Annotated in this window: 20 protein-coding genes; 7 read left to right on the top strand and 13 right to left on the bottom strand. The window is 68.0% G+C overall.

Features of this window, described 5'->3' with window-relative positions; genetic code table 11:
• The first annotated feature begins 18 nt into the window (after positions 1–18).
• Together ITJ66_RS04615 and ITJ66_RS04610 are read left to right on the top strand one after the other, a co-directional pair.
• Positions 19–654, top strand: a complete 636-nt coding sequence (locus tag ITJ66_RS04615; RefSeq protein ID WP_194643730.1) for an ABC transporter ATP-binding protein — start codon at positions 19–21, stop codon at positions 652–654.
• A gap of 71 nt (positions 655–725) precedes the next feature.
• A complete protein-coding gene (locus tag ITJ66_RS04610; RefSeq protein WP_194643728.1) occupies positions 726–1,748 on the top strand; it encodes an FtsX-like permease family protein in 1,023 nt (340 codons plus the stop codon).
• Positions 1,749–1,821: 73 nt separating this feature from the next.
• Here the strand turns inward: ITJ66_RS04610 and ITJ66_RS04605 are convergent, their stop codons facing one another.
• From ITJ66_RS04605 to dnaK, 4 genes are read right to left on the bottom strand one after another with little or no spacing between them, the layout of a single operon-like run.
• A complete protein-coding gene (locus tag ITJ66_RS04605) occupies positions 1,822–2,238 on the bottom strand; it encodes a heat shock protein transcriptional repressor HspR (RefSeq protein WP_064297156.1) in 417 nt (138 codons plus the stop codon).
• Positions 2,239–2,268: 30 nt separating this feature from the next.
• Positions 2,269–3,270, bottom strand: coding sequence for a DnaJ C-terminal domain-containing protein (locus ITJ66_RS04600; RefSeq protein WP_194599428.1), 1,002 nt, complete (start codon positions 3,268–3,270; stop codon positions 2,269–2,271).
• 2 nt (positions 3,271–3,272) lie between these two features.
• Positions 3,273–3,968: a nucleotide exchange factor GrpE gene (locus tag ITJ66_RS04595; protein ID WP_194643726.1), complete on the bottom strand. Its 696-nt coding sequence runs from the start codon at positions 3,966–3,968 to the stop codon at positions 3,273–3,275.
• Positions 3,969–3,970: 2 nt separating this feature from the next.
• Positions 3,971–5,833: a molecular chaperone DnaK gene (gene dnaK, locus ITJ66_RS04590; RefSeq protein WP_085511953.1), complete on the bottom strand. Its 1,863-nt coding sequence runs from the start codon at positions 5,831–5,833 to the stop codon at positions 3,971–3,973.
• Between the two features lie 283 nt (positions 5,834–6,116).
• Between dnaK and ITJ66_RS04585 the strand changes: the two genes are divergently transcribed.
• A complete protein-coding gene (locus ITJ66_RS04585) occupies positions 6,117–6,674 on the top strand; it encodes a hypothetical protein (RefSeq protein WP_194643724.1) in 558 nt (185 codons plus the stop codon).
• Positions 6,675–6,786: 112 nt separating this feature from the next.
• On the opposite strand, the gene ITJ66_RS04580 is transcribed toward ITJ66_RS04585, so the two are convergent.
• The 5 genes from ITJ66_RS04580 to lanKC form a co-directional block, all read right to left on the bottom strand.
• Positions 6,787–9,369, bottom strand: coding sequence for an ATP-dependent Clp protease ATP-binding subunit (locus tag ITJ66_RS04580; RefSeq protein ID WP_194643722.1), 2,583 nt, complete (start codon positions 9,367–9,369; stop codon positions 6,787–6,789).
• Between the two features lie 97 nt (positions 9,370–9,466).
• A complete protein-coding gene (locus tag ITJ66_RS04575; protein ID WP_161578558.1) occupies positions 9,467–10,840 on the bottom strand; it encodes an FtsX-like permease family protein in 1,374 nt (457 codons plus the stop codon).
• A 2-nt stretch (positions 10,841–10,842) separates the two neighbouring features.
• Complete coding sequence (locus tag ITJ66_RS04570) at positions 10,843–11,589, bottom strand: ABC transporter ATP-binding protein (protein ID WP_191940400.1); 747 nt, start codon at positions 11,587–11,589, stop codon at positions 10,843–10,845.
• 110 nt (positions 11,590–11,699) lie between these two features.
• Positions 11,700–11,837 (bottom strand): hypothetical protein, encoded by a 138-nt coding sequence (locus ITJ66_RS04565; RefSeq protein ID WP_194643720.1) that lies wholly within the window; start codon positions 11,835–11,837, stop codon positions 11,700–11,702.
• Positions 11,806–14,460 (bottom strand): class III lanthionine synthetase LanKC, encoded by a 2,655-nt coding sequence (gene lanKC, locus ITJ66_RS04560; RefSeq protein WP_194643718.1) that lies wholly within the window; start codon positions 14,458–14,460, stop codon positions 11,806–11,808. The genes ITJ66_RS04565 and lanKC overlap by 32 nt, the downstream gene beginning before the upstream one ends.
• 109 nt (positions 14,461–14,569) lie before the next feature.
• Here lanKC and ITJ66_RS04555 point away from each other — a divergent pair, with 109 nt between their 5' ends.
• The 4 genes from ITJ66_RS04555 (at position 14,570) to ITJ66_RS04540 (ending at position 18,216) form a co-directional block, all read left to right on the top strand.
• The gene (locus ITJ66_RS04555) at positions 14,570–16,036 is read left to right on the top strand and encodes an MFS transporter (protein WP_194643716.1); all 1,467 of its coding nucleotides are present in this window, start codon (positions 14,570–14,572) and stop codon (positions 16,034–16,036) included.
• A 74-nt stretch (positions 16,037–16,110) separates the two neighbouring features.
• Positions 16,111–16,686: a winged helix-turn-helix domain-containing protein gene (locus ITJ66_RS04550; protein WP_191940398.1), complete on the top strand. Its 576-nt coding sequence runs from the start codon at positions 16,111–16,113 to the stop codon at positions 16,684–16,686.
• Between the two features lie 25 nt (positions 16,687–16,711).
• Positions 16,712–17,809: a serine hydrolase gene (locus ITJ66_RS04545; protein ID WP_194643714.1), complete on the top strand. Its 1,098-nt coding sequence runs from the start codon at positions 16,712–16,714 to the stop codon at positions 17,807–17,809.
• Complete coding sequence (locus tag ITJ66_RS04540) at positions 17,806–18,216, top strand: hypothetical protein (RefSeq protein ID WP_194643712.1); 411 nt, start codon at positions 17,806–17,808, stop codon at positions 18,214–18,216. Before ITJ66_RS04545 ends, ITJ66_RS04540 begins: the two co-directional genes overlap by 4 nt.
• 22 nt (positions 18,217–18,238) lie before the next feature.
• Here ITJ66_RS04540 and ITJ66_RS04535 read toward each other — a convergent pair whose 3' ends face one another.
• The 4 genes from ITJ66_RS04535 to ITJ66_RS04520 are packed head-to-tail and all read right to left on the bottom strand — an operon-like array spanning position 18,239 to position 21,797.
• Entirely contained in the window at positions 18,239–18,655 is a 417-nt protein-coding gene (locus tag ITJ66_RS04535; protein WP_194643710.1) for an RbsD/FucU family protein, read from the bottom strand.
• 43 nt (positions 18,656–18,698) lie between these two features.
• Positions 18,699–19,562 carry an amidohydrolase gene (locus ITJ66_RS04530; protein ID WP_137242409.1) on the bottom strand — a complete coding sequence of 288 codons (864 nt, stop codon included), beginning with the start codon at positions 19,560–19,562 and terminating at the stop codon, positions 18,699–18,701.
• Positions 19,562–20,515, bottom strand: coding sequence for an aldo/keto reductase (locus ITJ66_RS04525; protein WP_194643708.1), 954 nt, complete (start codon positions 20,513–20,515; stop codon positions 19,562–19,564). Before ITJ66_RS04525 ends, ITJ66_RS04530 begins: the two co-directional genes overlap by 1 nt.
• Positions 20,508–21,797 (bottom strand): L-fuconate dehydratase, encoded by a 1,290-nt coding sequence (locus ITJ66_RS04520; protein WP_192019296.1) that lies wholly within the window; start codon positions 21,795–21,797, stop codon positions 20,508–20,510. Before ITJ66_RS04520 ends, ITJ66_RS04525 begins: the two co-directional genes overlap by 8 nt.
• Between the last annotated feature and the right edge of the window lie 157 nt (positions 21,798–21,954).

Below are 21,954 nucleotides of genomic sequence, written 5' to 3'. Positions count from 1 at the left end.
GGAGCTCCGAAGTCCTGCATGACCCTTGCTGCCCGCGATGTGTCGTTCGCATACCAGCGCCGGGAGCCGATCGTGAGTCAGTGGTCAGCCGAGTTCGTTCCGGGGTCCATGACCGCGCTCACTGGTCCCTCTGGTCGCGGTAAGTCGACTCTGCTCTATCTCCTTGGCCTGATGCTGCGGCCTGCTTCCGGCGATGTTCTGGTCGGCGGTGAGCCGAGCGGTCGTCTGAGTGATGCGCGTCGAGCCGCCCTTCGCGCCCGCGCATTCGGCTTCGTCTTCCAAGACGCTGCCCTGGACCAGACCAGGACGCTCATCGACAATGTGACCGAACCTGCGCTCTACCGGGGCGATGACCGCGTTCGTGCAGCACAGCGTGGACGCGCCCTGCTCGATCGTTTCGGCGTCGACCTTCCGTCAGATCGCAAACCCGGACAGATATCCGGAGGTCAGGCCCAGCGGATCGCGCTCAGCCGCGCACTCGTGACCGAGCCACCGATTTTGCTCGCCGACGAGCCGACCGGCAATCTCGACCCTGTCACCACTGAGTTCGTCGTCTGCGCGCTCAGAGACTATGCACGGGCGGGAGGAGTTGTCGTCCTGGTCACTCACTCCATAGCGCTCGCTGCCCGCTGCGACCGAGAGCTCCAGCTATGAGACGCGGTCGCGCAGTCGCCCGCGAGGCGCTCGCAACGGCTCGCGCGAGCCCGGTGGCAAGCATTCTCACGATGTTCACCGTCGCGGCAATGGTCTTTGCCGTCTTCGTGACGACTGGACGCGCCGTCGGCGCCGAGGAACGCGTCCTGGCCTCGATCAGCTCAATGGAGTCCCGGGCCATCGTGATCCGCGCAGATCCAGAGGCGGGCGTGACGACCGATGTCCTTGTCCGGTTGCAGGGTACGGATGGCATCGAGTGGGCCGGGGCGTTCTCGACGGCTGAGGACGCACGGAACACACGCAATCCAGAAGGCACGCGCGTACCCGTCAGGCATCTCCATTCCACGAACCTGGACGTCCTCGGTCTGGGGCCGGCGACCAGTCCTTCCGATGTCGTGTTCGCTTCGTCCGCGGCGCTCGAACAGTTCGGTCTGCCAGACATCGCTGGAGCGGTCATAACCTCGGACGGGAAGGTGCTCGGCGTCGGAGGAAGAATGTGGACACCCGGGTTTCTGACGGCGTTCGAACCTCTCGCAGTCGTGCCACACGATGTTCCTGCGCAACCAGAGCCTGTGGCTGTCCTGGTCGTGATCGCCTCGAGCGCCGCGCTTGTGCCCGTCATTGCCGAGTTCGCGAGAACGGTTGTCGGCTCACACGATCCCTCCAGGATCGTCGTGCAGACCAGTACCAGCCTGACGGAGATGAAGGAGCTCGTCGAAGGTCAGCTGAATACATACTCTCGAGGCCTCGTACTCGGCCTCCTCGGTCTCAACGGTGTCGCGGTCGCCCTCATTCTGTTCGGCCTCGTGATGATGCGGAGGAAGGACTTCGGCCGGAGGCGCGCGCTCGGCGCCAGCAGGCAGCTGATCGTGGAATTGCTACTGACACAGACCGGCGCGCTCGCGGCAACGGGCGTTGCTTGCGGACTCGCCGCCGCGACGGGCTCTCTGCTGCTCTCCGGAGACCCACTCCCCGGCGTCGAATTCTGCATCGCGCTCGGAGTTGTCGCGTGGTCGACGACTGTGGTGTCAGCCCTCGTCCCTGCGATTGTCGCGAGCCAACGCGATCCGATTCACGAACTCCGGGTCCCCTAAACAGCACCCACACGAAAGCGCACTCGTGGTCGTCATCCACGCGGGATGACGGCGACGAGTGCGCTGTGGTCGGCTACTCGGAGAGCGACGGCCGCCAGACGACGACCTCGGTCCGGCGGCGGGTGCGGGTACCGCTCCGCATCGGGACGACGCTCCCCTCCATGCCGGCGGCGAACACCCGGTTGCCCGGGGTTCGCAGCAGGGCGTTGGCGAGCGCGTGCTCGAGCTCCCGCACCCGGCCCTGGAGCGAGCTGACCTCGTTCTCCAGGGTCAGGATGCGGGAGATGCCCTCGAGGCTGACGCCCTCGGCACTGAGCCTGGACACCTCACGGAGCTGGGCGATGTCGCGCATCGAGTACCTGCGCGACTTCCCGGCGGTCCGCGTCGGCGACACGAGCCCGAGCCGGTCGTACTGCCGGAGGGTCTGCGGGTGCATGCCGGCGAGCTCGGCAGCCATCGCGATCGCGAAGACCGGCGAATGCTCGTCCATGCTCCCTGCCCTTCCGTGCGCTGCTGGCTACTAGCCCCGAGCCCGAGCGATGAGCTCGTCGCGGGGGTTGTCCTTCGGCTCCAGCTCGTGGAACCGTTCGAGTGCCTCCTTGGCCTCGCCGCCGAGATGCGCCGGGACGACGATCTGCACGACGGCCAGGAGGTCGCCGGTGCCCTTCGTCGTCGCGACACCACGGCCCTTGACGCGGAGGACGCGGCCGCTCGGCGTACCGGGGGCGACGCGCAGCTTGACGGGGTCGCCGCCGAGCGTCGGAACCTCGATCGTGGCGCCGAGCGCGGCCTCCACGAAGGTGACCGGCACGGTGACGCGGAGGTTCAGGCCGTCGCGTTCGAACACGGGATGCTTGCGGACACTCACGGTGACCACGATATCGCCGGCTTCGCCGCCGTCCGGACTCGGCTGCCCCTTGCCGCGCAGGCGGATCTTCTGTCCATCCGACACACCCGCCGGGATCTTCACCTTGATGGTGCGTCCCTCGGAGGTCTGCAGGGAGATGGTGTCGCCCTGCGTGGCCGTGATGAAGTCGATCGTCGTGTGCGCGGTGATGTCGCGGCCCGGCGTGGGTCCGCCGTAGCCGCGGAAGCCACCTGAGGTCTGGCCGAAGCCACCCTGGCCGAACATGCCGCCGAGGATGTCCTCGTATCCGGGAGGAGCCTGCTGGTAGCTGTAGCTCTGGCGACCGCCACCACCACCGCCCCCACCGAACATCGTCCCGAAGACGTCCTCGAAGCCGCCCTGGCCGCCGCCGGCACCCGGGGCGGTGAAGCGAGCTCCACCGCCCATGGCACGAACGGCGTCGTACTCCTTGCGCTGCTCGGGGTCGCCGAGGACCGAGTGGGCCTCGCTGATCTCCTTGAACTTCGCCTCGGCCTTCGCATCACCCGGGTTGGAGTCCGGGTGGTACTGCCGGGCGAGCTTCCGGTAGACCTTCTTCAGTTCCGCCGGCGTCACGTCCTTCTTGACGCCGAGGACCTTGTAGAAGTCCTTGTCGAACCAGTCCTGACTCGCCATGGCTAGCTCGCCGGGACCGCGACGACCACCTTCGCGGCGCGCAGCAGGGTGGAGCCCAGGTGGTACCCGGTCTCCACGACGTCGAGGACGGTCTCGCCCTCGGCGCCTGGCGTGGGCTGCTGGAAGATGGCCTCGTGCACGTTGGGGTCGAAGGTCTCGCCGACCGCTCCGAACGGCTTCAGCCCGAGCTTCTCGGCAGCGCCGCGGAGCTTGGCCGCGATCTGCGTGAAGGGGGCGTCGCCCTCGAGGTCGCCGTGCTTGTCAGCGCGGTCGAGGTCGTCGAGCACCGGCAGCAGGACCTTGGCGACCTCGCCGGTGGTGCGCTCGCGCTCCACCTCGCGGCCGGCCTCGGTGCGCTTCCGGTAGTTCGCGTACTCGGCCGTGACGCGCTGCAGGTCGCCGAGGCGTTCTGCAGCGAGCTGCTCGGCCGGGGAGAGGTCGCCGCCCTGCGCGGGCTCCTCGGGAGCCGCGTTGAGGATGTCCTCGACGGTCAGCTCGTCGTCGGCGGCCGGTGCGTCGGCGCCGGCGGATTCGGCAGGTGCGCCCGAGGGGGCCGACGCGTCGGCGTCAGCCCCCTCGGTGCCAGGCTGACGAACCTCGCCGGTCTCCGGGTCGTCCCCATGCTTCGCGGCCTGTCCTGAGCCTGTCGAAGAGATGATGGGATCGTCCTGGTTCTGGTTCTGGTTCTCGTCAGTCATGGTTACTTCTTGTCCTTGTCGTCTTCGTCCTCGACGACCTCGGCGTCGACGACGTCCTCATCGGAGGTCGCCTCCTCAGCCGGGGCCTCGGTTCCTGCGGCGGACTCGGAGGCCTGCGCCTGGGCGTAGATCGCCTCGCCGAGCTTGACCTGGCTCTCGTTGAGCTTGTCGAACGCGGTCTTCACCGCGTCCTCGTCCTCACCGGCGAGCGCGCTCTTCAGGGCGTCGACATCGGCCTGGACGTCGGTCTTGACGTCCTCGGGCAGCTTGTCGTCGTTCTCCTTGATGAGCTTGTCGATCGAGTAGGCGAGCTGCTCGGCGCTGTTGCGGACCTCGGCCTGCTCGCGGCGGGCCTTGTCGTCCGCAGCGTGCTCCTCGGCCTCGCGGACCATGCGCTCGATGTCCTCCTTGCCGAGGGACGAGCCACCGGTGATCGTCATCGACTGCTCCTTGCCGGTGCCCTTGTCCTTGGCGGACACGTGCACGATGCCGTTGGCGTCGATGTCGAAGGTGACCTCGACCTGCGGCACACCGCGCGGAGCCGGCGCGATGCCGGTCAGCTCGAAGGTGCCGAGGTTCTTGTTGTCGCGGGTGAACTCGCGCTCGCCCTGGAAGACCTGGATCGCGACGGACGGCTGGTTGTCGTCGGCCGTGGTGAAGGTCTCGCTCCGCTTCGTGGGGATCGCGGTGTTGCGCTCGATGAGCTTCGTCATGATGCCACCCTTGGTCTCGATACCGAGCGACAGGGGGGTGACGTCGATAAGCAGCACGTCCTTGCGCTCACCCTTCAGCACGCCGGCCTGGAGGGCGGCGCCGACGGCGACGACCTCATCAGGGTTGACGCCCTTGTTGGGCTCCTGACCACCGGTGAGCTTCTTGACGAGCTCGGCGACGGCGGGCATACGAGTCGATCCACCGACGAGCACGACGTGCGCGATGTCGGAGACCTTCACGCCGGCCTCGGCGATGACGTCGTTGAACGGCTTGCGGGTGCGCTCGAGGAGGTCGTTGGTGAGCTCCTCGAACTTCGCGCGGCTGAGCGTCTCGTCGAGGTTCGCCGGGCCGTTCTCCGTGAGGGAGAGGTACGGGAGCTGGATCGAGGTCGACATCGAGGAGCTGAGCTCCTTCTTCGCCTGCTCGGCGGCTTCCTTGAGGCGCTGCTTCGCGATCTTGTCGCCCGAGACGTCGACACCGGTCGAGTCCTTGAAGCGCTTGATCAGGTAGTCGACGACGCGCTGGTCCCAGTCGTCTCCACCGAGGCGGTTGTCACCCGAGGTGGAGCGGACCTGGATGGTGGAGAAGTCGTCGTCCTTGCCCACTTCGAGCAGCGAGACGTCGAAGGTACCGCCACCGAGGTCGAAGACGAGGATGAGCTCGTCCTCCTTGCCGCGGTCGAGGCCGTAGGCGAGAGCAGCGGCTGTCGGCTCGTTGATGATGCGGAGCACGTTGAGGCCTGCGACCTCACCGGCCTCCTTCGTGGCCTGACGCTCGGCGTCGTTGAAGTAAGCGGGGACGGTGATGACCGCGTCGGTCACGGTGTCGCCCAGGTACTGCTCGGCGTCGCGCTTCAGCTTCGCGAGAATGCGAGCGGACAGCTCCTGCGGCGTGTACTTCTTGCCGTCGACGTCGAACTTCCAGTCGGTGCCCATGTGGCGCTTGACGCTCGCGATGGTGCGGTCGACGTTGGTGACGGCCTGGCGCTTCGCGGTCTCGCCGACGAGCACCTCGCCGTCCTTGGTGAATGCGACGACGGAGGGGGTGGTGCGGAAGCCCTCGGCGTTGGCGATGACGGTGGGTTCTCCACCTTCGAGGACGGCGACCACCGAGTTGGTGGTACCGAGGTCGATGCCTACTGCACGTGCCATGTGTTGGTTCTCCTTGTGTTGACTGCCGGTTCGGAACTCGTCGACTCGGGCGGCATGCTGTGGGCGTCCGGCCGACTCGACGAGCTCGGCACCGAGCTGATTGATGGGGTGATGCTGGTGTGACGTCGAGACTTGAGCCCCGATGACTCAATGCTACCGAGGCCCGGTTTCGACGTCAAGAAAGTTGAGTCCGCCTGGCTCAACTCCCAGCGGATGGCCAGTTTGCGCGTTCCCCGTGCTGCCCCTGATCCGCCGGACTCGGCGCGACTCCTAGGCTTGGGGGATGTCGCGCCGCCACTCCCCTCGTCTCCTGACCGCCCTCGTCGCAACGATCGGAGCCCTCGCCCTCGCCGGGTGCGGATCCGGAGCGCCGTCGCCGAGCTCCACGACCATGAGCACTCCGAGCGCCACCCCCACCTCGACGCCCTCCGCCGAGGCGACCAAGACGGCCACAGCTGCGACGTGCGACACGATCCTCACCGAGCAGGGATATGCGGACCTCGCGCAGACCCAGATGGAACCGCGGGCGTATCAGGTCACACGGACCGACCTGACGTTCCTCGTCGACGCCGGTGGCGTCGCGTGCACCTGGACGAAGCCGCAGACCGACATCTCGGCGACGGTCGCGCAAGCACAGTTCGACGAGACGGCCTGGGCTGCGAAGCAGGCCGAACTCGAAGCCGCCGGATTCGTCGAGAGCGACGAGTCCGGACGTCCGTTCCTCGTCGAGCCGACCGACCCGGGCGGCAACCTCTCCGGTGGCTTCGTGTGGCAGGACGGGCAACTCTTCTACGTGAGCGCGCCGAGCCTGCTGGATTCGGTGCAAGGACTTCAGGAATAGGAACCCTCCGGCGCTCCGGTCACCGAGCCTGTCGAGGTGCCCGCGCACACAGACGGCGACAGGCTCAGGGTCCGGAGGTCCGGTCCCTGAGCCTGTCGATCCATCTCCCGGCTTAGGCGGCTTCCGCCACCACCACGGACCGTTCGGTGACGACGATCTTCCCGCCGACCGCGTCGACGTGCACGGTCGAGCCGTCGCCGACCCCACCACTCACGACGAGCTCGGCGATGCGGTCGTCGACCTCACGCTGGATGAGGCGACGCAGGGGGCGCGCGCCGTACTCCGGCTCGTAGCCGAGCTCCGCGAGGAGGGCGCGCGCTTCCGGAGTCGTCTCGAGTGACGCACCGCGCGCGGCCAACCGTTCGGTCGTGCGGCCGAGCATCAGCGCGACGATCTCCTGCAGCTGCTGCTGGTCGAGCTTGCGGAAGAGGACGATCTCATCGATGCGGTTGAGGAACTCCGGACGCATCGCCTCGCGCAGCTTGCCCATGACCCGGGCACGCAGCGCCTCCTCGGAGCCGAAGCCCGTCGGGTCGTCGCCGCCGCCGGCCACGAAGCCCATCGCACCGGACCGTGAGGCCAGGAACTCGGAACCGAGGTTCGACGTCATGACCACGACCGTGTTGCGGAAGTCGATCGTCCGCCCCTGACCGTCCGTCAGGCGACCGTCGTCGAGGACCTGCAGGAGCAGGTTGAACACGTCCGGGTGCGCCTTCTCGATCTCGTCGAACAGCACGATCGAGTACGGGTTGCGTCGCACGCGCTCGGTGAGCTGGCCCGCCTCGTCGAACCCGACGTACCCGGGAGGGGCGCCGACGAGTCGCGACACCGTGTGGCGTTCGCCGAACTCGCTCATGTCGAAGCGGATCACCGAGTGCTCGTCAGCGAAGAGGGATCCGGCGAGCGCCTTCGCGAGCTCCGTCTTACCCACGCCGGTGGGACCGAGGAACAGGAAGCTGCCGACGGGTCGGTTCGCGTCGCCCATGCCCGTGCGGTTGCGGCGGACGGCCTTCGACACCGCGGTCACGGCGTCGTGCTGGCCGATGACGCGAGCGTGCAGTTCGTCCTCGAGGCCGGCGAGACGTTCCCGCTCGCCCTCCGTGAGCCGACTGACCGGGATGCCGGTGGCGCGGGACACGACGCCGGCGATCTGGGCCTCGTCGACGACGGCGTCGCGGTCGGTGCGCGCGCCGGGGCCGTTGGAGGCGGCGTCGAGCTTCGCCTGCACGGCGGTGATCTCATCGCGGATGCGCGAGGCCTCCTCGTAGTGCTCGGCCGAAACGGCAGCGTTCTTCGACGCCTCGAGTGTCGCGAGCTCCTCGACGAGGGCGCTCACGTCGACCGCCTTCCCGAGCCGCAACCGCAGCCGGGCTCCGGCCTGGTCGACGAGGTCGATGGCCTTGTCGGGCAGGACGCGGTCGGGCAGGTAGCGGGCCGAGAGCTCGACGGCGGCGCGGAGGGCGGCGTCGGTGAAGCGGACGTCGTGGTGCTCCTCGTACGCCGGACGGAGACCGTCGAGGATGAGGACGGCGTCCTCGATCGACGGCTCGCCGACGCGCACGGGCTGGAAGCGGCGTTCGAGTGCCGGGTCCTTCTCGATCCCGCGGTACTCACGGAGCGTGGTCGCACCGATGAGGTGCAGCTCACCGCGCGCGAGACGCGGCTTGAGCATGTTGCCGGCGTCCATGCCGCCCTCGCCGGAGCCTCCGGCGCCGACGACGGTGTGGACCTCGTCGATGAAGACGATCAGCTCGGAGCGGTTGGCTGCGATCTCGTCGAGCAGGCCGGTGAGGCGCTCCTCGAAGTCACCGCGGTACCGGGTTCCGGCGACCATGGCCGGCAGGTCGAGTGAGATGACGCGCTTCCCGCGCAGCTGCTCCGGGACGCCGCCGTCGACGATCGCCTGGGCGAGCCCCTCGACGACCGCGGTCTTGCCGACGCCGGCCTCGCCGACGAGCACGGGGTTGTTCTTCGTGCGTCGGGAGAGGATCTCGATGGTCTGCTCGATCTCCTCCGAACGTCCGATGACGGGGTCGAGCGATCCGCCGGCGGCGAGCGCCGTGAGGTCGGTGCCGAAACGGTCGAGCATCGGGGTGTCCGAGTCGAGGTCGTCGGCATCGCGGTCGTCCTGGTCGTCGGTGGCGACGCCGGGGTCGCCGACGGTCTGGCGCATGCCCTGGGTCAGCGCCTCCGCCGTGACGCCGGCGCGGGCGAGGACTTCACCGGCTGGCGAGTCCTGGTTGATGACGAGGGCGAAGAAGAGGTGCTCGGGGTCGACGTACGTCGATCCGGCGGCGCGGGCCACCTGGTAGGCGTGGAACAGCGCGCGTTGGGCCGACGGCGTGATGGCCGGGTCCTTGACGCTCGGCGAGGACGCCTGCGGCAGGCGCTGCTCGGCGGCCTTGGCGATGGCCTTCGGGTCGACGCCGAGGCGCGCGACGGCGTCCTTGGCGGGCTCCTCGCTCACGATGACGCGCAGGATGTGCAGCGCGTCGAGCTCGTTCTGGCCGCGCTCGAGCGCGAACCGGCCGGCGCGCTGCAGGATCTCCTGCGTCCGTGCGGTGAGGAAGCGGCTGAGGTCGATAGTCCGCGCCGAACGCGCCCGCTCGCCCTCGAGGTATCGGGCGAGGAAGTCGTCGAACGACGACGATCCGCCGTCTGCTGCTGCGCCGCCCTGGGTGAAGTCTTCGGGCACGTGAACCTCCTGGATTCAAACTTGAGTGTCGTACGCTCAAGTCCAACGCGGGGTGCCCGAAGCTATTCCCGGGCCCGTTCCGCATCCCAGCGAACCTTCAGCGAGCGAGCCTGTCCACCGCCGACCGACGATGCTCCAGCGCCGCGGGCAAAGCGAGGGCGGCGGCCAGCACACAGAAACCTGCAGCGCCGACTGCGAGGCCTGGCACGACGGCGAGCACGGGGCGCGCCCCCGTTTCGAGGCGACCGAACGCCTCAGCCTCCACCACTGAGACAGCCGCTGCCGTCAGGAGCCCGAGAAACGTCGCGGTCACGGCATACATGAAGGCTTCGACGATGCCGGCCCCGACGATCGAGCGGTGACTGACGCCGCCCACAGCCAGCAGCGCCCGCTCGTGCGTTCGCTCACGAGCAGCCATCACCACGACCGTCGCGGTGCCGGCGATCGCCAGGACGACCGTCGGACCGAGAATGGTCCAGACGCCGGAGTGGTTGATACCGTGCTCGCCGGCGGGCACAAGCCCGGCCGCCCTCCTGGCGGAATCGGCGGTCTCGAACACGGTGTAGATCGAACTCGCGAGGGCGACCGCGACGTAGAGCGGAACGAGGGAGACGCCTACACGGTCCAAGCGGAAGGCGCAGCCGCGACGCGCGAGGTACCAAGCGGTCGACCATCGACGTGGGACGATCCACGTCCACGCTGCGAGGAACAGCGCAGTGACCCGCGAGACGTGCAGCGCGATCAGCGGGATGATCAGCAACGACAGGAGCATCGCGAGGCCGACCAGGAGCCCGAGCCGACTGGACACGTCGCCGCTCGCCGAGCCGACCATTCCGGCCGCCATTGCGAGGACCGCCGCCGAGATGACCAGGCTGAGCGCGAGCCTGAACGCGGTCGGGCGACTGCGGACGACATCTGCGCTCAGGACCGCGTCGACCGCCGGTACCCGGAGGATCGAGCCGACGCCTCGCAGACCGGCGAGCAACAGGATGCCGATGATTAGTGCCCAGGTCGACAGGAGCGCCAGCGTGCTCGCCGGGGCAACGACGATCGCGGTGACCGCGTTGGCCTGCAGGACCCAGGCGGTGAACCGCGGCGCGACCAATAGGGCCAGCGGCAGCCCGAGCGCTCCGCCCACGGTCCCGAGCACGATCAGCTGCGATACCAGGACGCCGGCGATCCGCACTGACGACATCCCCGCGAGCTTCCAAGTCGCGAACGGTCGACGCTGGAGTTGCACCGCCAAGGAGACCGCGCTGGAGGTGATGACGAGGACGGCGAGCGAGGCCATCCCGTACATCGGCGTGCTCAGATTCCGGACGATGCGCTGTTCCCGGACGGGCAGCCGATCGGCGACCTCCACGAGCACTCCCACGCTGACAAGGAGCGCGTTCGCGAGTGCCAGGAACAGGAGCAGGGAGATCCACACCCGCCACTGCTGCTGGAGTGTGCGGAGAACGAGACCGGCCATCGTCATGCTTCCACGGACGTATGGACACTGTCCGCGCGGGCCGTTTCGATGGCGGACAAGAGCGCTTCCGGGGTGGCGGACGTCAGCTCGGCGTGGACGGAACCGTCACAGAGGACCAGCACACGATCCGCACGCGCAGCAGCGTCGAGGTCATGAGTCACCATCACCATCGTGCGTTCGGAACCGAGCGATCCGAACAGGAGGTCGAGCACGACCCGTCCTGACGACGTGTCGAGTGCACCGGTGGGTTCGTCGGCGAAGACCAATTCAGCCTGGGACAGCAACACCCGGCCGATCGCGACGCGCTGCCGTTCACCGCCTGACAGCTCGTCCGGGCGATGCCGGAGGCGCGACGCCATTCCGATGTCCGCGGCGACATCTGCGACCGCCTGACGCCCGGCTGCGCGACCGGCGAAGAGCGCTGGCAACGCGAGGTTGTCCCGCACGTTGATGGAGGGGATCAGGTTGTAGTCCTGGAACACGAAGCCGACGGACCGCCGCCGGAATCGGGAACGACCCCATTCGGTCAGGGATGACAGCTCCGTCCCCAACGCCACGACGCTTCCACGTGTCGGAGCTCGGAGACCAGATAGGCAGTGCAGGAGTGTCGACTTCCCGGATCCCGAGGGCCCGACGACCGCCAACGACTCACCGGCGGCTACAGAAAGACTCACCCCCCGCAACACGTGGACCGGGTCGCGGCGACGCGGCGAATAGCCGAAGGAGAGATCGCGTGCTTCCAGGCTCATCGTTGCAGTGTCTTTCGTCGTTCAGGCACGGTGTCTCCACCAGCTCAGGTCGGTCGTGAGCATCGGGGCTGCTGCGCTCGATGTCCTCGTGTGCGCAGCAGCCCCCCTCATCAGCCGCCCGCGCACGCGAACAGGCTGGCCGAACTCTCCGGCTGGTTTTCGCCGCAGGCCCACCAGCTCCAGTTGCTGCCTAGTGTTCCGATGCCGCGATGCGTATCACGGCGCTGAAGGTCGAGAACCTTGTTCATGTTCATCACCTCCTCTCCGATCAAGACCGAGCGAACCCTGCGCTCGCTCGAACAGCCCTGGCTGCTGCATCAGCGGCAGCCAGGACAGGTCTCTTTGACGTTGTGCTGTGAGCGCGGCGAGGATACCTGCACTTCCAGTCGCCAAGTCGGTGGACAATCGGAGGTAGTTCTCTCCGGGAAACTGCACCGATCGTCTCCAACACAAGGCGTCGTGAGCGAGAGCGCTTCGTTGGAAGTCGGCGCCGTCAGTAGCGAGCGGAGCGCGATCAGCCGCGAGCGCTGCGAGTATCCCCGCACGGCCGTTGAAGAGACCAGAGAACGCGTACGTGTGGCTCGCGCAGGCGCGTCGCAGTCCCGCTGTCGCAAGGGAGACGTCGTCACCGAGGTCGACACGGTCCTGCAATTGCGCGATTGCCACAAGAACCCCCGCGCTGCCTCGAGCAAGATACGGAAGTGTTCTCCCGTTCTCCGTGTCCTCAATCCCCAGGAGGTCATCAGCGTACGAACGCGTCCGAGAAAGGTCGCGCTCGACTGCTCGGATAGCGAGTCGCATTGCGCCGAAGTCATCGTGGTGTCGCGCGAGCGTGGACAAGAACAAGGAGATACCCGACCATCCGAACAACAGCCCTGCCCGACGGTCGAGTGCCTCAGATGCGCTGGATTCACCGTCGGAGAACAACTGTGCCGAAATGCGGGCGGCGCACTCCAGCGCAATCTCGAAGTACTCCGAGTCTTCATACTCAAGCGCTGCGCCGACGGCTGACAGGCCAATCCCTGCGAGTCCGCCGAACAGGTTGAGGCTACGCGTCCTGCCTCGCGCCTGCAATGAGCGATCGATATGGCGCCTCGCTGCATCGTGTGCACCAAGTTCACTGAGTGCTGCAGCGACGCCCGCAAGGCCGTTGAACAAACCGGGTTTCGTATCGGGAGGCGAGGTATCGGCCGCAGCGACGAGCCATTCAGTGAGATCTGACGTGATGTCGACATCCGCGCGCGCCAGGGAGAGCAACACTCCGGCAGCCCCGTTCGCAACGTTCACCGTTCCGAACGGGTCGGCTTGGGCCACATCGCCAGGAAAGAGTGCGCCGGGCGTTGCACGGCGGGACGCCAGAATACCCTGAGCAAGTCGATCACGCGTCACTGGGTCTCCCAGCCGTTCGACGTCCCACACGGATGGCGACTCGGCCGGTGTCAGTTCGACCCGAGTCGTCAAGTCACGCGGCAGTTTGACACAAGCGCGACGGATGATTTCCGCTGCCCTCGAGCCAAACGTCGCCGAGACCATGTCTATAGTCCTGTACCAGTGACCTGGGGCGAGTATCTCGATCGACCTGTTGACCCGGAAGAGGGACGCGGCGATACGTGACACTGCGAACCAGTCAGCTTCTGCAGCGGTGTACCCGTCCGGCGGAGCGTAACCCAGCGCGTTGAAGCTCGACCGCGTTCGACTATTCGGTTGCCGTCCGTCCTCGAGGTCGATGAGGCGAACCGACAGGTCGGCAAGCACAAGGACGTTGCCGGGGTGCAGATCACCAGCAACCGCTCCCTGCTGATGAAGCATCGCAACGCACCGTTCGATCGAACTCATGATGCGATCCACACATTCGACGAAGCGCGACTGCTCATCACTGGCCAGGCGTTCCCGACTGAATGGAAAGTTTTTCGCCCCCCATGCACTCAGCGGCTCCCCGGGGATGTGCTCCATCTCGAGAAAGCGGTGTTCCCAAGCGGTGAACATCCGGATGGGCCGTGGAGCAATCTCAAGATGTGCCAGGTGCGACAGCGTTTCACTCTCGACGTTGAGCCGTTCGACTGCATCGCGTCCGCGCGCGTCTAGGCCAGCAAGAGGCCTTGCTTCTTTCACGATCGAGCGGACGGCCCCTCCACCTGACGACGCCTCGTAGACTCCTCCGCTGTTCGAGAACTTCAGCGGGGTGAGCAAGTCATAGTCATCGAGAGGTGATTGCTCGGCAGGCATCTCACGGAAGATCTTGATGGCGTGTCGTACTTTGTCAGTCATCTGGACCTCGGCAGGCATGTCGAAGTACGGAACGCGAAGGTCGGCGGTCAGTCGGAACTCATCGCCGACAAGAGAAAGCACGGGCTCATCGGTTGCATCTGGGACCATCAGGGGCATGAATCCGCCGTAGCGGAGATACAGCGGACCGTCACCGATTCTCACATCGCTCAGGATGAATGGTCCTGGCCGACCGCTGAGACATGCGGAGAGGGTGTCAATCAGGCTATCCAGTTGATGAGCATCGCACGGATAGACAGTCACGAACTTTCCGCTCGCAGCCCTGTCGGCGCTCTTCGAGTTTCGTGCCACGAGACCGTCGCGGGTCGGAACGAACTTGAACGACGCGCTCATCGCCACACATACGTCAACCGTGGCTTGCAGCGTCTCAGCGGCCGTGTCAGGAGTTGCGGAGACGTGAATCTTCCAACCCTGAACGGGTAGGTCCACGTCGGGTGGAGCGCACATCTCCCAGCCGCTTTGCCGGAAGCGCCGCCAGTCGTCGGGGATACCTTGTGGCTGGAACCCGTCGCCGCGCCGCTGTGCCTTCGCAGACGAGTAGAAGGGCAGCTCCGGATGACTGAACTGGAAATACCGGTGGTCCACAAAGCACCCCTCTCTGCTTGATATTTCAAATGTAGAGTTTAAGATGGTCGACCGCAAGGGCCTCCCTCCGCGCTACCGCCCGTTCACCACGCGGCACTAGCCTCAGTGCATGAGCACGACTCCCCCAGGTGGCACCGACGACACCGGCCGGACAGGTGGGCCCGGCGACGAGGCCCCGCGTCTCGGATCCCGGCCCCGCAACTTCCCGCCACCACCGCTCGTCACCCCCGACGCCGCAGCAGCCACCGTCGACCTCGACACCTCGCAGGTCGCCGCTGTGAAAGCGCAGGCGGGTCGCAAGGGTCGCATCTTCGCGTGGAGCCTGTGGGACTGGGGCTCGGCGTCGTTCAACGCCGTCGTCACCACCTTCGTGTTCACCGTCTATCTGACGAGCGACTCCTTCGGCGAGGAGGCCGCAGTGTCGGCGTCCCTCGGGTGGGCGCTCGCCGCCGCCGGGCTGCTGATCGCGATCCTCGCGCCGGTCGTCGGCCAGCGGTCGGACTCCGCCGGGCGGCGGAAGTTCTGGCTCGGCTTCAACACCTACGTCGTCGTCGCGATCACCGCGCTCCTCTTCTTCGTCGCCCCCGATCCGAACTTCCTCTGGCTGGGCCTCGTCCTCCTCGCGGTCGGCAACATCGTGTTCGAGTTCGCCGGCGTCAACTACAACGCGATGCTCGCCCAGGTGTCGACGCCCACCTCCATCGGCAAGGTCTCCGGTCTCGGCTGGGGCATGGGGTACATCGGCGGCATCGTGCTGCTGCTCATCGTGTACTTCGGCTTCATCTCCCCCGAGGTCGGACTCTTCGGCGTCACCGGCGAAGACGGCATGGACGTCCGCGTCGCGATGCTCGTGTCTGCGGCGTGGTTCGGGATCTTCGCCCTGCCCGTGCTGTTCGCGGTGCCCGAGTACCACGCACCCCAGGCCGTCGCCCGGCCGCACGTCGGGTTCTTCGCCTCCTACGGGGTGCTCGCCAAGAGCATCGCGGAACTCTGGCGCGACAGCCGACAGACGCTCTACTTCCTGCTCGCGAGCGCCGTGTTCCGCGACGGGCTCGCCGGTGTCTTCACCTTCGGTGGCGTCCTGGCCGCAGGGACCTTCGGCTTCTCACCCGGCGAGGTGATCATCTTCGCGATCGCCGCCAACGTCGTCGCCGGGATCGCGACGATCACGATCGGCCTGCTCGACGACAAGGTGGGCCCGAAACCCGTCATCGTCGCGTCGCTCATCGGCCTCGTCATCGCGGGAAGCGCCGTGTTCTTCCTCCACGAGGGCGGCGCGACGATCTTCTGGATCTTCGGCCTCATGCTGTGCCTGTTCGTCGGCCCTGCCCAGTCGGCGAGCCGCTCGTTCCTGGCGCGCATCATCCCCGAGGGCCGCGAGGGTGAGGTCTTCGGCCTCTACGCCACGACCGGCCGCGCCGTGTCCTTCCTCGCGCCGACCGCCTTCGCTCTGTTCGTCACGCTCGGTGGGGCGCAGTTCTGGGGGATCCTCGGGATCGTGCTCGTGCTGCTCATCGGCCTCGGACTGCTGATCCCGGTGCACGCGAAGCAGGGGCGGCTCGCCTCGCGGGTGTGACACGCGCCGCCACCGCTCGTGCCATCGGACCTTCTAGCTTGATTTCGTAATTACGATATTTGTACACTTGGGTCATGACGACCATCGATCCCGGCGATCTCGAGGCACGTCTCGCGCGTCTCGAAGCCGCCGTGTTCGCCCGACCGGCCGACGACGACACGACCACCGAGCGACCGGACGACGTCGCGTCCGCGACGGGCGATGCCGACGACACCTTCTGGGCGCTCCGTGGGCTCGAACAGCGCACGGCGGCGCTCGAGCACGGGGCGGTCCTCTTCACCGGATCGGTCGTCGCGGGCGGCGGACCCGTGCAGTGGCAGTACGCCAGGGCCACCGACGACCTCCTCGCGCTCGGTGACGACCCCGACGCCGCGGAATCAGCAGGCTCCGGTCCACTCGCGACGGCGGCATCGCGACTCGCGGCCATCGGCTCCCCCGTCCGACTGCAGCTGCTCCTGGCCGTCGCCGACGGCACCTCTGCACTCGCGGACCTCGGCGAACTCGACGGCATCGGGACGACCGGCCAGGTCTACCACCACGTCCGCGTCTTGACGGCCGCCGGCTGGCTGCAACCCGCCGGCCGCGGACGGGTGGCGGTCCCGCCCATGCGACTCGTCCCGCTGCTCGTCGCCGTCGCCGCCATGGAATGACCACCGGCCCCAGGAAGGACCCCGCATGACCACCACACCACGCAGCACGTCCCGACCCAGACGGGTCTGGGTCATCGCCGCCGTCAGCACCGCCGTCGCACTCGCGATCGGGCTCGCCTTCCGGCCAGGGCCCTCGACGCTTCCCCCCGAGGCGACGGGCGACGCTGAACTCGCGGCCACCGTCCGCGAGCTCGCCGGCCCCGACCGCAAGGCCCTGCTGGCCGTCGTCGTCACCCCGGACGGCACCCGCACCGCGACGATCGGCGCCCAGCCGGACACCCGGTTCGAGATCGGATCGGTGAGCAAGGCCTTCACGGGACTGTTGCTCGCCGACGCGATCGAGCGCGGCGAGGTCACCCCGGAGACCAGGCTCGGTGACCTCCTCGAACTGGGCGACGCGCCAGCGGCGGACGTCACCCTCGCGCAGCTCGCCACCCACACCTCCGGCCTGCCACGCCTGCCGATCGACCTCTCGACGATCCTCTCCTCGACGTGGTTCGCGCTCACGACGGCGAATCCGTACGGCGAGGACCTCGACCAGCTGCTCGAGCAGGCGCGGTCCGCGTCCCTCGACACCCCGAAGGGCACCTACTCCAACCTCGGTTTCGAACTGCTCGGTGCCGCCCTCGGCTCGGCAGCCGGCACCAGCTACGCCGACCTCCTCGAGGAACGGATCACCGGTCCGATGGGACTCGACTCGACCAGCCCCGTGAGCGATGCAGCAGACCTGGGCGACCGCGACCTCCTCGGTGAGACCGCCGGCGGACGGACCGCCGCAGCATGGACCGGCACGGCGATCGGGCCTGCCGGTGGCATCCGCTCTGACACGGAGGATCTCGCCCGCTTCGCGGAGCGACTGGCCGACGGTAGCGCGCCGGGCATCGAGGCACTCGACCCACAGGCGGCGTTCGGCGATCGCGAGATCGGCTGGGCCTGGATCACCGATCGGAAGGCGATCGACGGCGAGGACCTCGTCTGGCACAACGGCGCCACGGGCGGCTTCGCGTCCTTCGTCGGCGTCGTCCCGGCGACCGGCACCACGGTGGTCCTCGTCTCAGCGACCCAGGAGTCGGTCGACGCGGCCGGGGTCGCCCTCCTCGAGCAGATCGGAGCAGCACGATGATCGAGATCCTGATCCCCGCAGTCGTCGCCCTGGTCATCGCGTGGATCCTCGCACTCCAGGTCGTCCACGCGTGGAGTACGGGACGCTGGGCGGCGACCGAGCGCTACCGACTGGTCGTCGACGCGGTGGACAGCATCGTGATCCTCGCCCTGGTCCGCGCCCTCGCCGCGCCGGTCGGCATCTGGTCCTGGGCGTGGGTCATCGCCGTCGCGATCGTCGGCTTCGGACTCGCCGGAGCCGCCCTGCGCTGGCGCTCACTCCCCTGGCACGCACCCAAGCCGAAGCGCGCGCTCGACGAGCACGGGGCGACGGTCGAGACCGCGGTCGAACCCCGCACCCGCGGTCGGCAGGTCCTCTCGGGGATCTACGCCGTCGTCGGTGCCGCGATCGTCGCGCTCTGCTGGTGAGCGACCGTAGCCCACGGTCGGGTCAGGCGCCTGGGAGCACGAGCCCCTTCCGCAGGGTGACGTTCCCGTACTTCCTGGTCTCGCCCGTGCGGATGATGAGGAACGCCGTGGCGGCCTCGTCGTAGTAGGCGAACCGGTCGACGAAGCGCACGGCGCCCTCGGTCGTGCCGGCGGCGGCGATGAGTTCCCGCTGGACGTCGAGCACCGTGCCGTCGGCACTCGTCATGAGGTCGAGCACGGGCTCGTCGTCGAGCGGGATCACCGTGCGAACCGCTCGGAGGACCTCCGGCGTCGACAGCGTCGGCAGCACGACGACGCGTTCGCCGAGCCGGGCGGCCGGGAAGTGCGCGTCGGCGATCACCACCGCGTCCGAATGTCCCATCGCGTCCAGGTGCAGCAGCAGTTCGCCGCTCAGCACCGGGTCGATCCCTGTCAGCATGGTGACCTCCTCGTCATGGTTCCGCGTCCATCCGCCTGCCTGATCATGTCAGTCCGTCGACGCCGACCGGCCCACGGCGGTCGAGCCGGTAGACGCGCGTCGCCGTCCCGCCACGCAGTGCATCGCGTTCCGACGGCGACAACTCGTCGACGAGACCGGACAGCTCGTGCCAGACCGCACCGTACCCGCCGCTCGTGACGGTCATCGGCCAGTCGCCGCCGAGCATCAACCGCTCGGGCCCGAAGCAGGCGAGTGCGGTGTCCCAGGCCCGACGCACATCGGCCGCCACGAACGGCCGACCGGCTCGGTTCAGGCCCGACACCTTGGCGACCACGTTCGGTGACGCCGCCGCCGCGGCCAGCTCGGTCGCCCATCGTCCGAAGGCCTGATCGTCGCGCGGCGGCTTCGCGAGGTGGTCGACGACGATCGTCAGCCCGTCCTCCAGCCGCGCGAGTTCGGTGGCGTCGCTGAGCAGGCGCGGGAAGGCGTTCGGGAGGTCGAACGGAAGCCCACGGTCCGCGAGGAGCGCCGCCAACCGGCGCGCGGGGGCGGCCAGGAGCAGGCCGTCCCGGGGGTCGTCGTGCAGCAGCTGACGAACGCCGCGGAACCGTGGATGCGCGCCCCAACGGTCGAGCAGTGCCTCGGCCCGCTTCGCATCGTCGATCGGCACCCAGCCGACGACGCCGGCGACCCAACTGAAAGCGTCCGATGCGCTGAGCATGGACATCGTGTCGAGCTCCGTGTCGTCGGCCTGGACGAGGATCGCCGCATCGACGCCGGCCGCCTGCAGCTCCGCGGCCGCGCGCTCCGGCGTGAAGTCCTCGCGAAGTGCCTCGTCGGCCGAAGCGAGCCAGTGATACCCGTCGGCGCGATTCCACAGATGGAGGTGCGCGTCGATCGTCCGCATCAGCCGAGCAGCCCTCTGGTGCGCAGCTCCGTCCAGAAGGTCTCGGGGATCGGCGCCTCGAAGCGCTCCACGTTCTGGATCATCTGCTCCGGCCGCGAGGCACCGACCGCGACCGTCCGCACGGCGGGGTGGCGGAGCGGGAACTGGAGGGCGGCCGCGGGCAGTTCGACCTCGAACCGACGGCAGATCTCGGCGATGTCGACGGCGCGGTCGAAGACCTCCGGCGGGACGGCACCGTACTCGTAGCGTCCGTCGCGGTCGGGGACGGCGCGGGCCAGCAGGCCGGAGTTGAACACCGAGGCGGCGACCACACCGACGCCGTGTTCCAGGCAGGCGGGCAGCACCTCCGCGCCCGCTGGTTGCTCGGCGAGCGTGTACCGACCGGCGATCATGATGAGATCGGTCAGGCCCGTGCGCACCGCGGCGAGCAGAGCGGCGACGTCCATCGACCCGATCCCGACCGCCCCGACGAGTCCTTCGTCGCGGAGGGCGGCGAGCGCCGGTATCCCCTCGGAGATCCCGGACTCCGGATCGTTGCGTTCCGGGTCGTGAAGGTAGAGCACGTCGACGTGATCGAGTCCGAGTCGTTCGAGGGACTCGTCGAGCGAGCGCCGCACGCCCGACTCACTCGCGTCCCACTCGCGCCGCAAGGTCGCCGGGACGACGAAGTCGTTGTCCGTGTCGAGCGCACCCTCCCCCGCGGGGTTCGGCACGAGGAGACGGCCGACCTTGGTGGACAGGACGTACTCGTCGCGCGGTTTCGTCCGCAGGAAGGCGCCGAGCCGACGCTCGGAGAGACCGAGGCCGTAGTGCGGAGCCGTGTCGTAGAAGCGGACGCCGTGTTCCCAGGCCGCATCGAGGATCGCCCAGGCCTCCTCATCGCTGAGCTCGCGGTAGAGGTTGCCGAGGTTGGCGGCGCCGTACGCGAGCCGCGGGACGAGCAGGTCAGGCACCGGCGCCCCGGAAGGTGAACTCGGCGATCGACGTCGCGAGCATCTCCGAACCGCCGCCGGGGGCGAGCGGCGCGCGGTATCGGCCGGCAACGATCTCGACGGGCTCGACGAAGTGCTCGTGCAGGTGGTCGACGAATTCGATCATGCGTCCATCCTCGCTCCCGGACACGGCGATGAAGTCGAACATCGAGAGGTGCTGCACCGCTTCGCACAGCCCGACGCCACCGGCGTGCGGGCAGACCGGGACACCGAACTTCGCGGCCAGGAGGAGGATCGTGATGTTCTCGTTCACGCCGGCGACCCGCGTGGAGTCGATCTGAAGCACCTGGAGGGCGTCGGCCTGCAGGAACTGCTTGAACATGATGCGGTTGGCCATGTGCTCGCCGGTCGCGACCGGGATCGGGGCGACGCCGCGGGCGATCGCCGCGTGGCCGAGGATGTCGTCGGGGCTCGTCGGCTCCTCGATCCAGGCGATGTCGTAGGGGGCGAGTCGCGACATCCAGTCGATCGCCTCCGCGACGTCCCACCGCTGGTTGGCGTCGACGGCGATCCGGATGTCGGGTCCCACGGCGTTCCGGGCGATGGCGAGGCGACGGACGTCGTCTTCCACGTTCCCGCCGACCTTGAGTTTGACCTGTGTGAATCCGTCAGCGACCGCTTCGCGACACAGGCGGTCGAGCTTCTCGTCGGAGTAGCCGAGCCACCCGGGCGTGGTCGTGTAGGCGGGGTACCCGGCTGCGAGCAGGGCCTCGATCCTGGCCTCCCGTCCCGGTTCGGCGCGTCGGAGGATCGTGAGGGCGTCATCCGGGGTGAGGACGTCGCTCAGGTAGCGGAAGTCGACGAGCTCGACGAGCTCCTCCGGCGTCATCGAGGCGAGTAGTCGCCAGAGCGGCAGGCCGGCGCGTTTCGCCTTGAGGTCCCAGAGCGCGTTGACGACGGCACCGATGGCCATGTGCATGACGCCCTTCTCGGGACCGAGCCACCGGAGCTGGGAGTCGTAGACGAGTTCGCGCCAGAAGGCGCCGAGGGCGTCGAGCACGGGCTCGACCTCGCGACCGAGGAGGTGCTCCCGGAGGGCGTGGATCGCTGCGACCTCGACGTCGTTGCCGCGTCCGATCGTGAAGACGAAGCCGTGGCCCTCGTGGCCGTCGTCCGCGTCCGTCACGAGCCGCAGGTAGGCGGCGGAGTAGTCGGGGTCGGGGTTCATGGCGTCCGAGCCGTCGAGGGTGGTCGAGGTCGGGAACCGGACGTCGTGCGTCTCGAATCCGATGATGGTACTCACGTCGGCATGCTCCTTCGGGCTGGTGCCACCGAGCTTAGACATCCGATGTCTGGGCTGTCAATGCGCTCAGCGTGGACCAAATCACCTGTTGCAACGGCTGGATCGGGCGGTAGAGTTCAGACGTTATCGGCTACGGAGCCGGGTCCGCACGCGGGCA

Origin of the sequence: Plantibacter sp. VKM Ac-2885, from assembly GCF_015351205.1 — a bacterium.
In the GTDB taxonomy this organism is placed as follows: Bacteria; Actinomycetota; Actinomycetes; order Actinomycetales; family Microbacteriaceae; genus Plantibacter; species Plantibacter auratus.
Note: the sequence above shows the minus strand (reverse complement) of the source record. Positions and strands in the feature narration are given on the sequence as shown.

Excerpts from the sequence above, each read along its gene's own strand:
- ITJ66_RS04615 (WP_194643730.1), top strand. The coding sequence starts at position 19 with ATGACCCTTGCTGCCCGCGATGTGTCGTTCGCATACCAGCGCCGGGAG.
- ITJ66_RS04610 (WP_194643728.1), top strand. The coding sequence starts at position 726 with ATGTTCACCGTCGCGGCAATGGTCTTTGCCGTCTTCGTGACGACTGGA.
- ITJ66_RS04605 (WP_064297156.1), bottom strand. The coding sequence starts at position 2,238 with ATGGACGAGCATTCGCCGGTCTTCGCGATCGCGATGGCTGCCGAGCTC.
- ITJ66_RS04600 (WP_194599428.1), bottom strand. The coding sequence starts at position 3,270 with ATGGCGAGTCAGGACTGGTTCGACAAGGACTTCTACAAGGTCCTCGGC.
- ITJ66_RS04595 (WP_194643726.1), bottom strand. The coding sequence starts at position 3,968 with ATGACTGACGAGAACCAGAACCAGAACCAGGACGATCCCATCATCTCT.
- dnaK (WP_085511953.1), bottom strand. The coding sequence starts at position 5,833 with ATGGCACGTGCAGTAGGCATCGACCTCGGTACCACCAACTCGGTGGTC.
- ITJ66_RS04585 (WP_194643724.1), top strand. The coding sequence starts at position 6,117 with ATGTCGCGCCGCCACTCCCCTCGTCTCCTGACCGCCCTCGTCGCAACG.
- ITJ66_RS04575 (WP_161578558.1), bottom strand. The coding sequence starts at position 10,840 with ATGGCCGGTCTCGTTCTCCGCACACTCCAGCAGCAGTGGCGGGTGTGG.
- ITJ66_RS04570 (WP_191940400.1), bottom strand. The coding sequence starts at position 11,589 with ATGAGCCTGGAAGCACGCGATCTCTCCTTCGGCTATTCGCCGCGTCGC.
- ITJ66_RS04565 (WP_194643720.1), bottom strand. The coding sequence starts at position 11,837 with ATGAACAAGGTTCTCGACCTTCAGCGCCGTGATACGCATCGCGGCATC.
- ITJ66_RS04555 (WP_194643716.1), top strand. The coding sequence starts at position 14,570 with ATGAGCACGACTCCCCCAGGTGGCACCGACGACACCGGCCGGACAGGT.
- ITJ66_RS04550 (WP_191940398.1), top strand. The coding sequence starts at position 16,111 with ATGACGACCATCGATCCCGGCGATCTCGAGGCACGTCTCGCGCGTCTC.
- ITJ66_RS04545 (WP_194643714.1), top strand. The coding sequence starts at position 16,712 with ATGACCACCACACCACGCAGCACGTCCCGACCCAGACGGGTCTGGGTC.
- ITJ66_RS04540 (WP_194643712.1), top strand. The coding sequence starts at position 17,806 with ATGATCGAGATCCTGATCCCCGCAGTCGTCGCCCTGGTCATCGCGTGG.
- ITJ66_RS04535 (WP_194643710.1), bottom strand. The coding sequence starts at position 18,655 with ATGCTGACAGGGATCGACCCGGTGCTGAGCGGCGAACTGCTGCTGCAC.
- ITJ66_RS04530 (WP_137242409.1), bottom strand. The coding sequence starts at position 19,562 with ATGCGGACGATCGACGCGCACCTCCATCTGTGGAATCGCGCCGACGGG.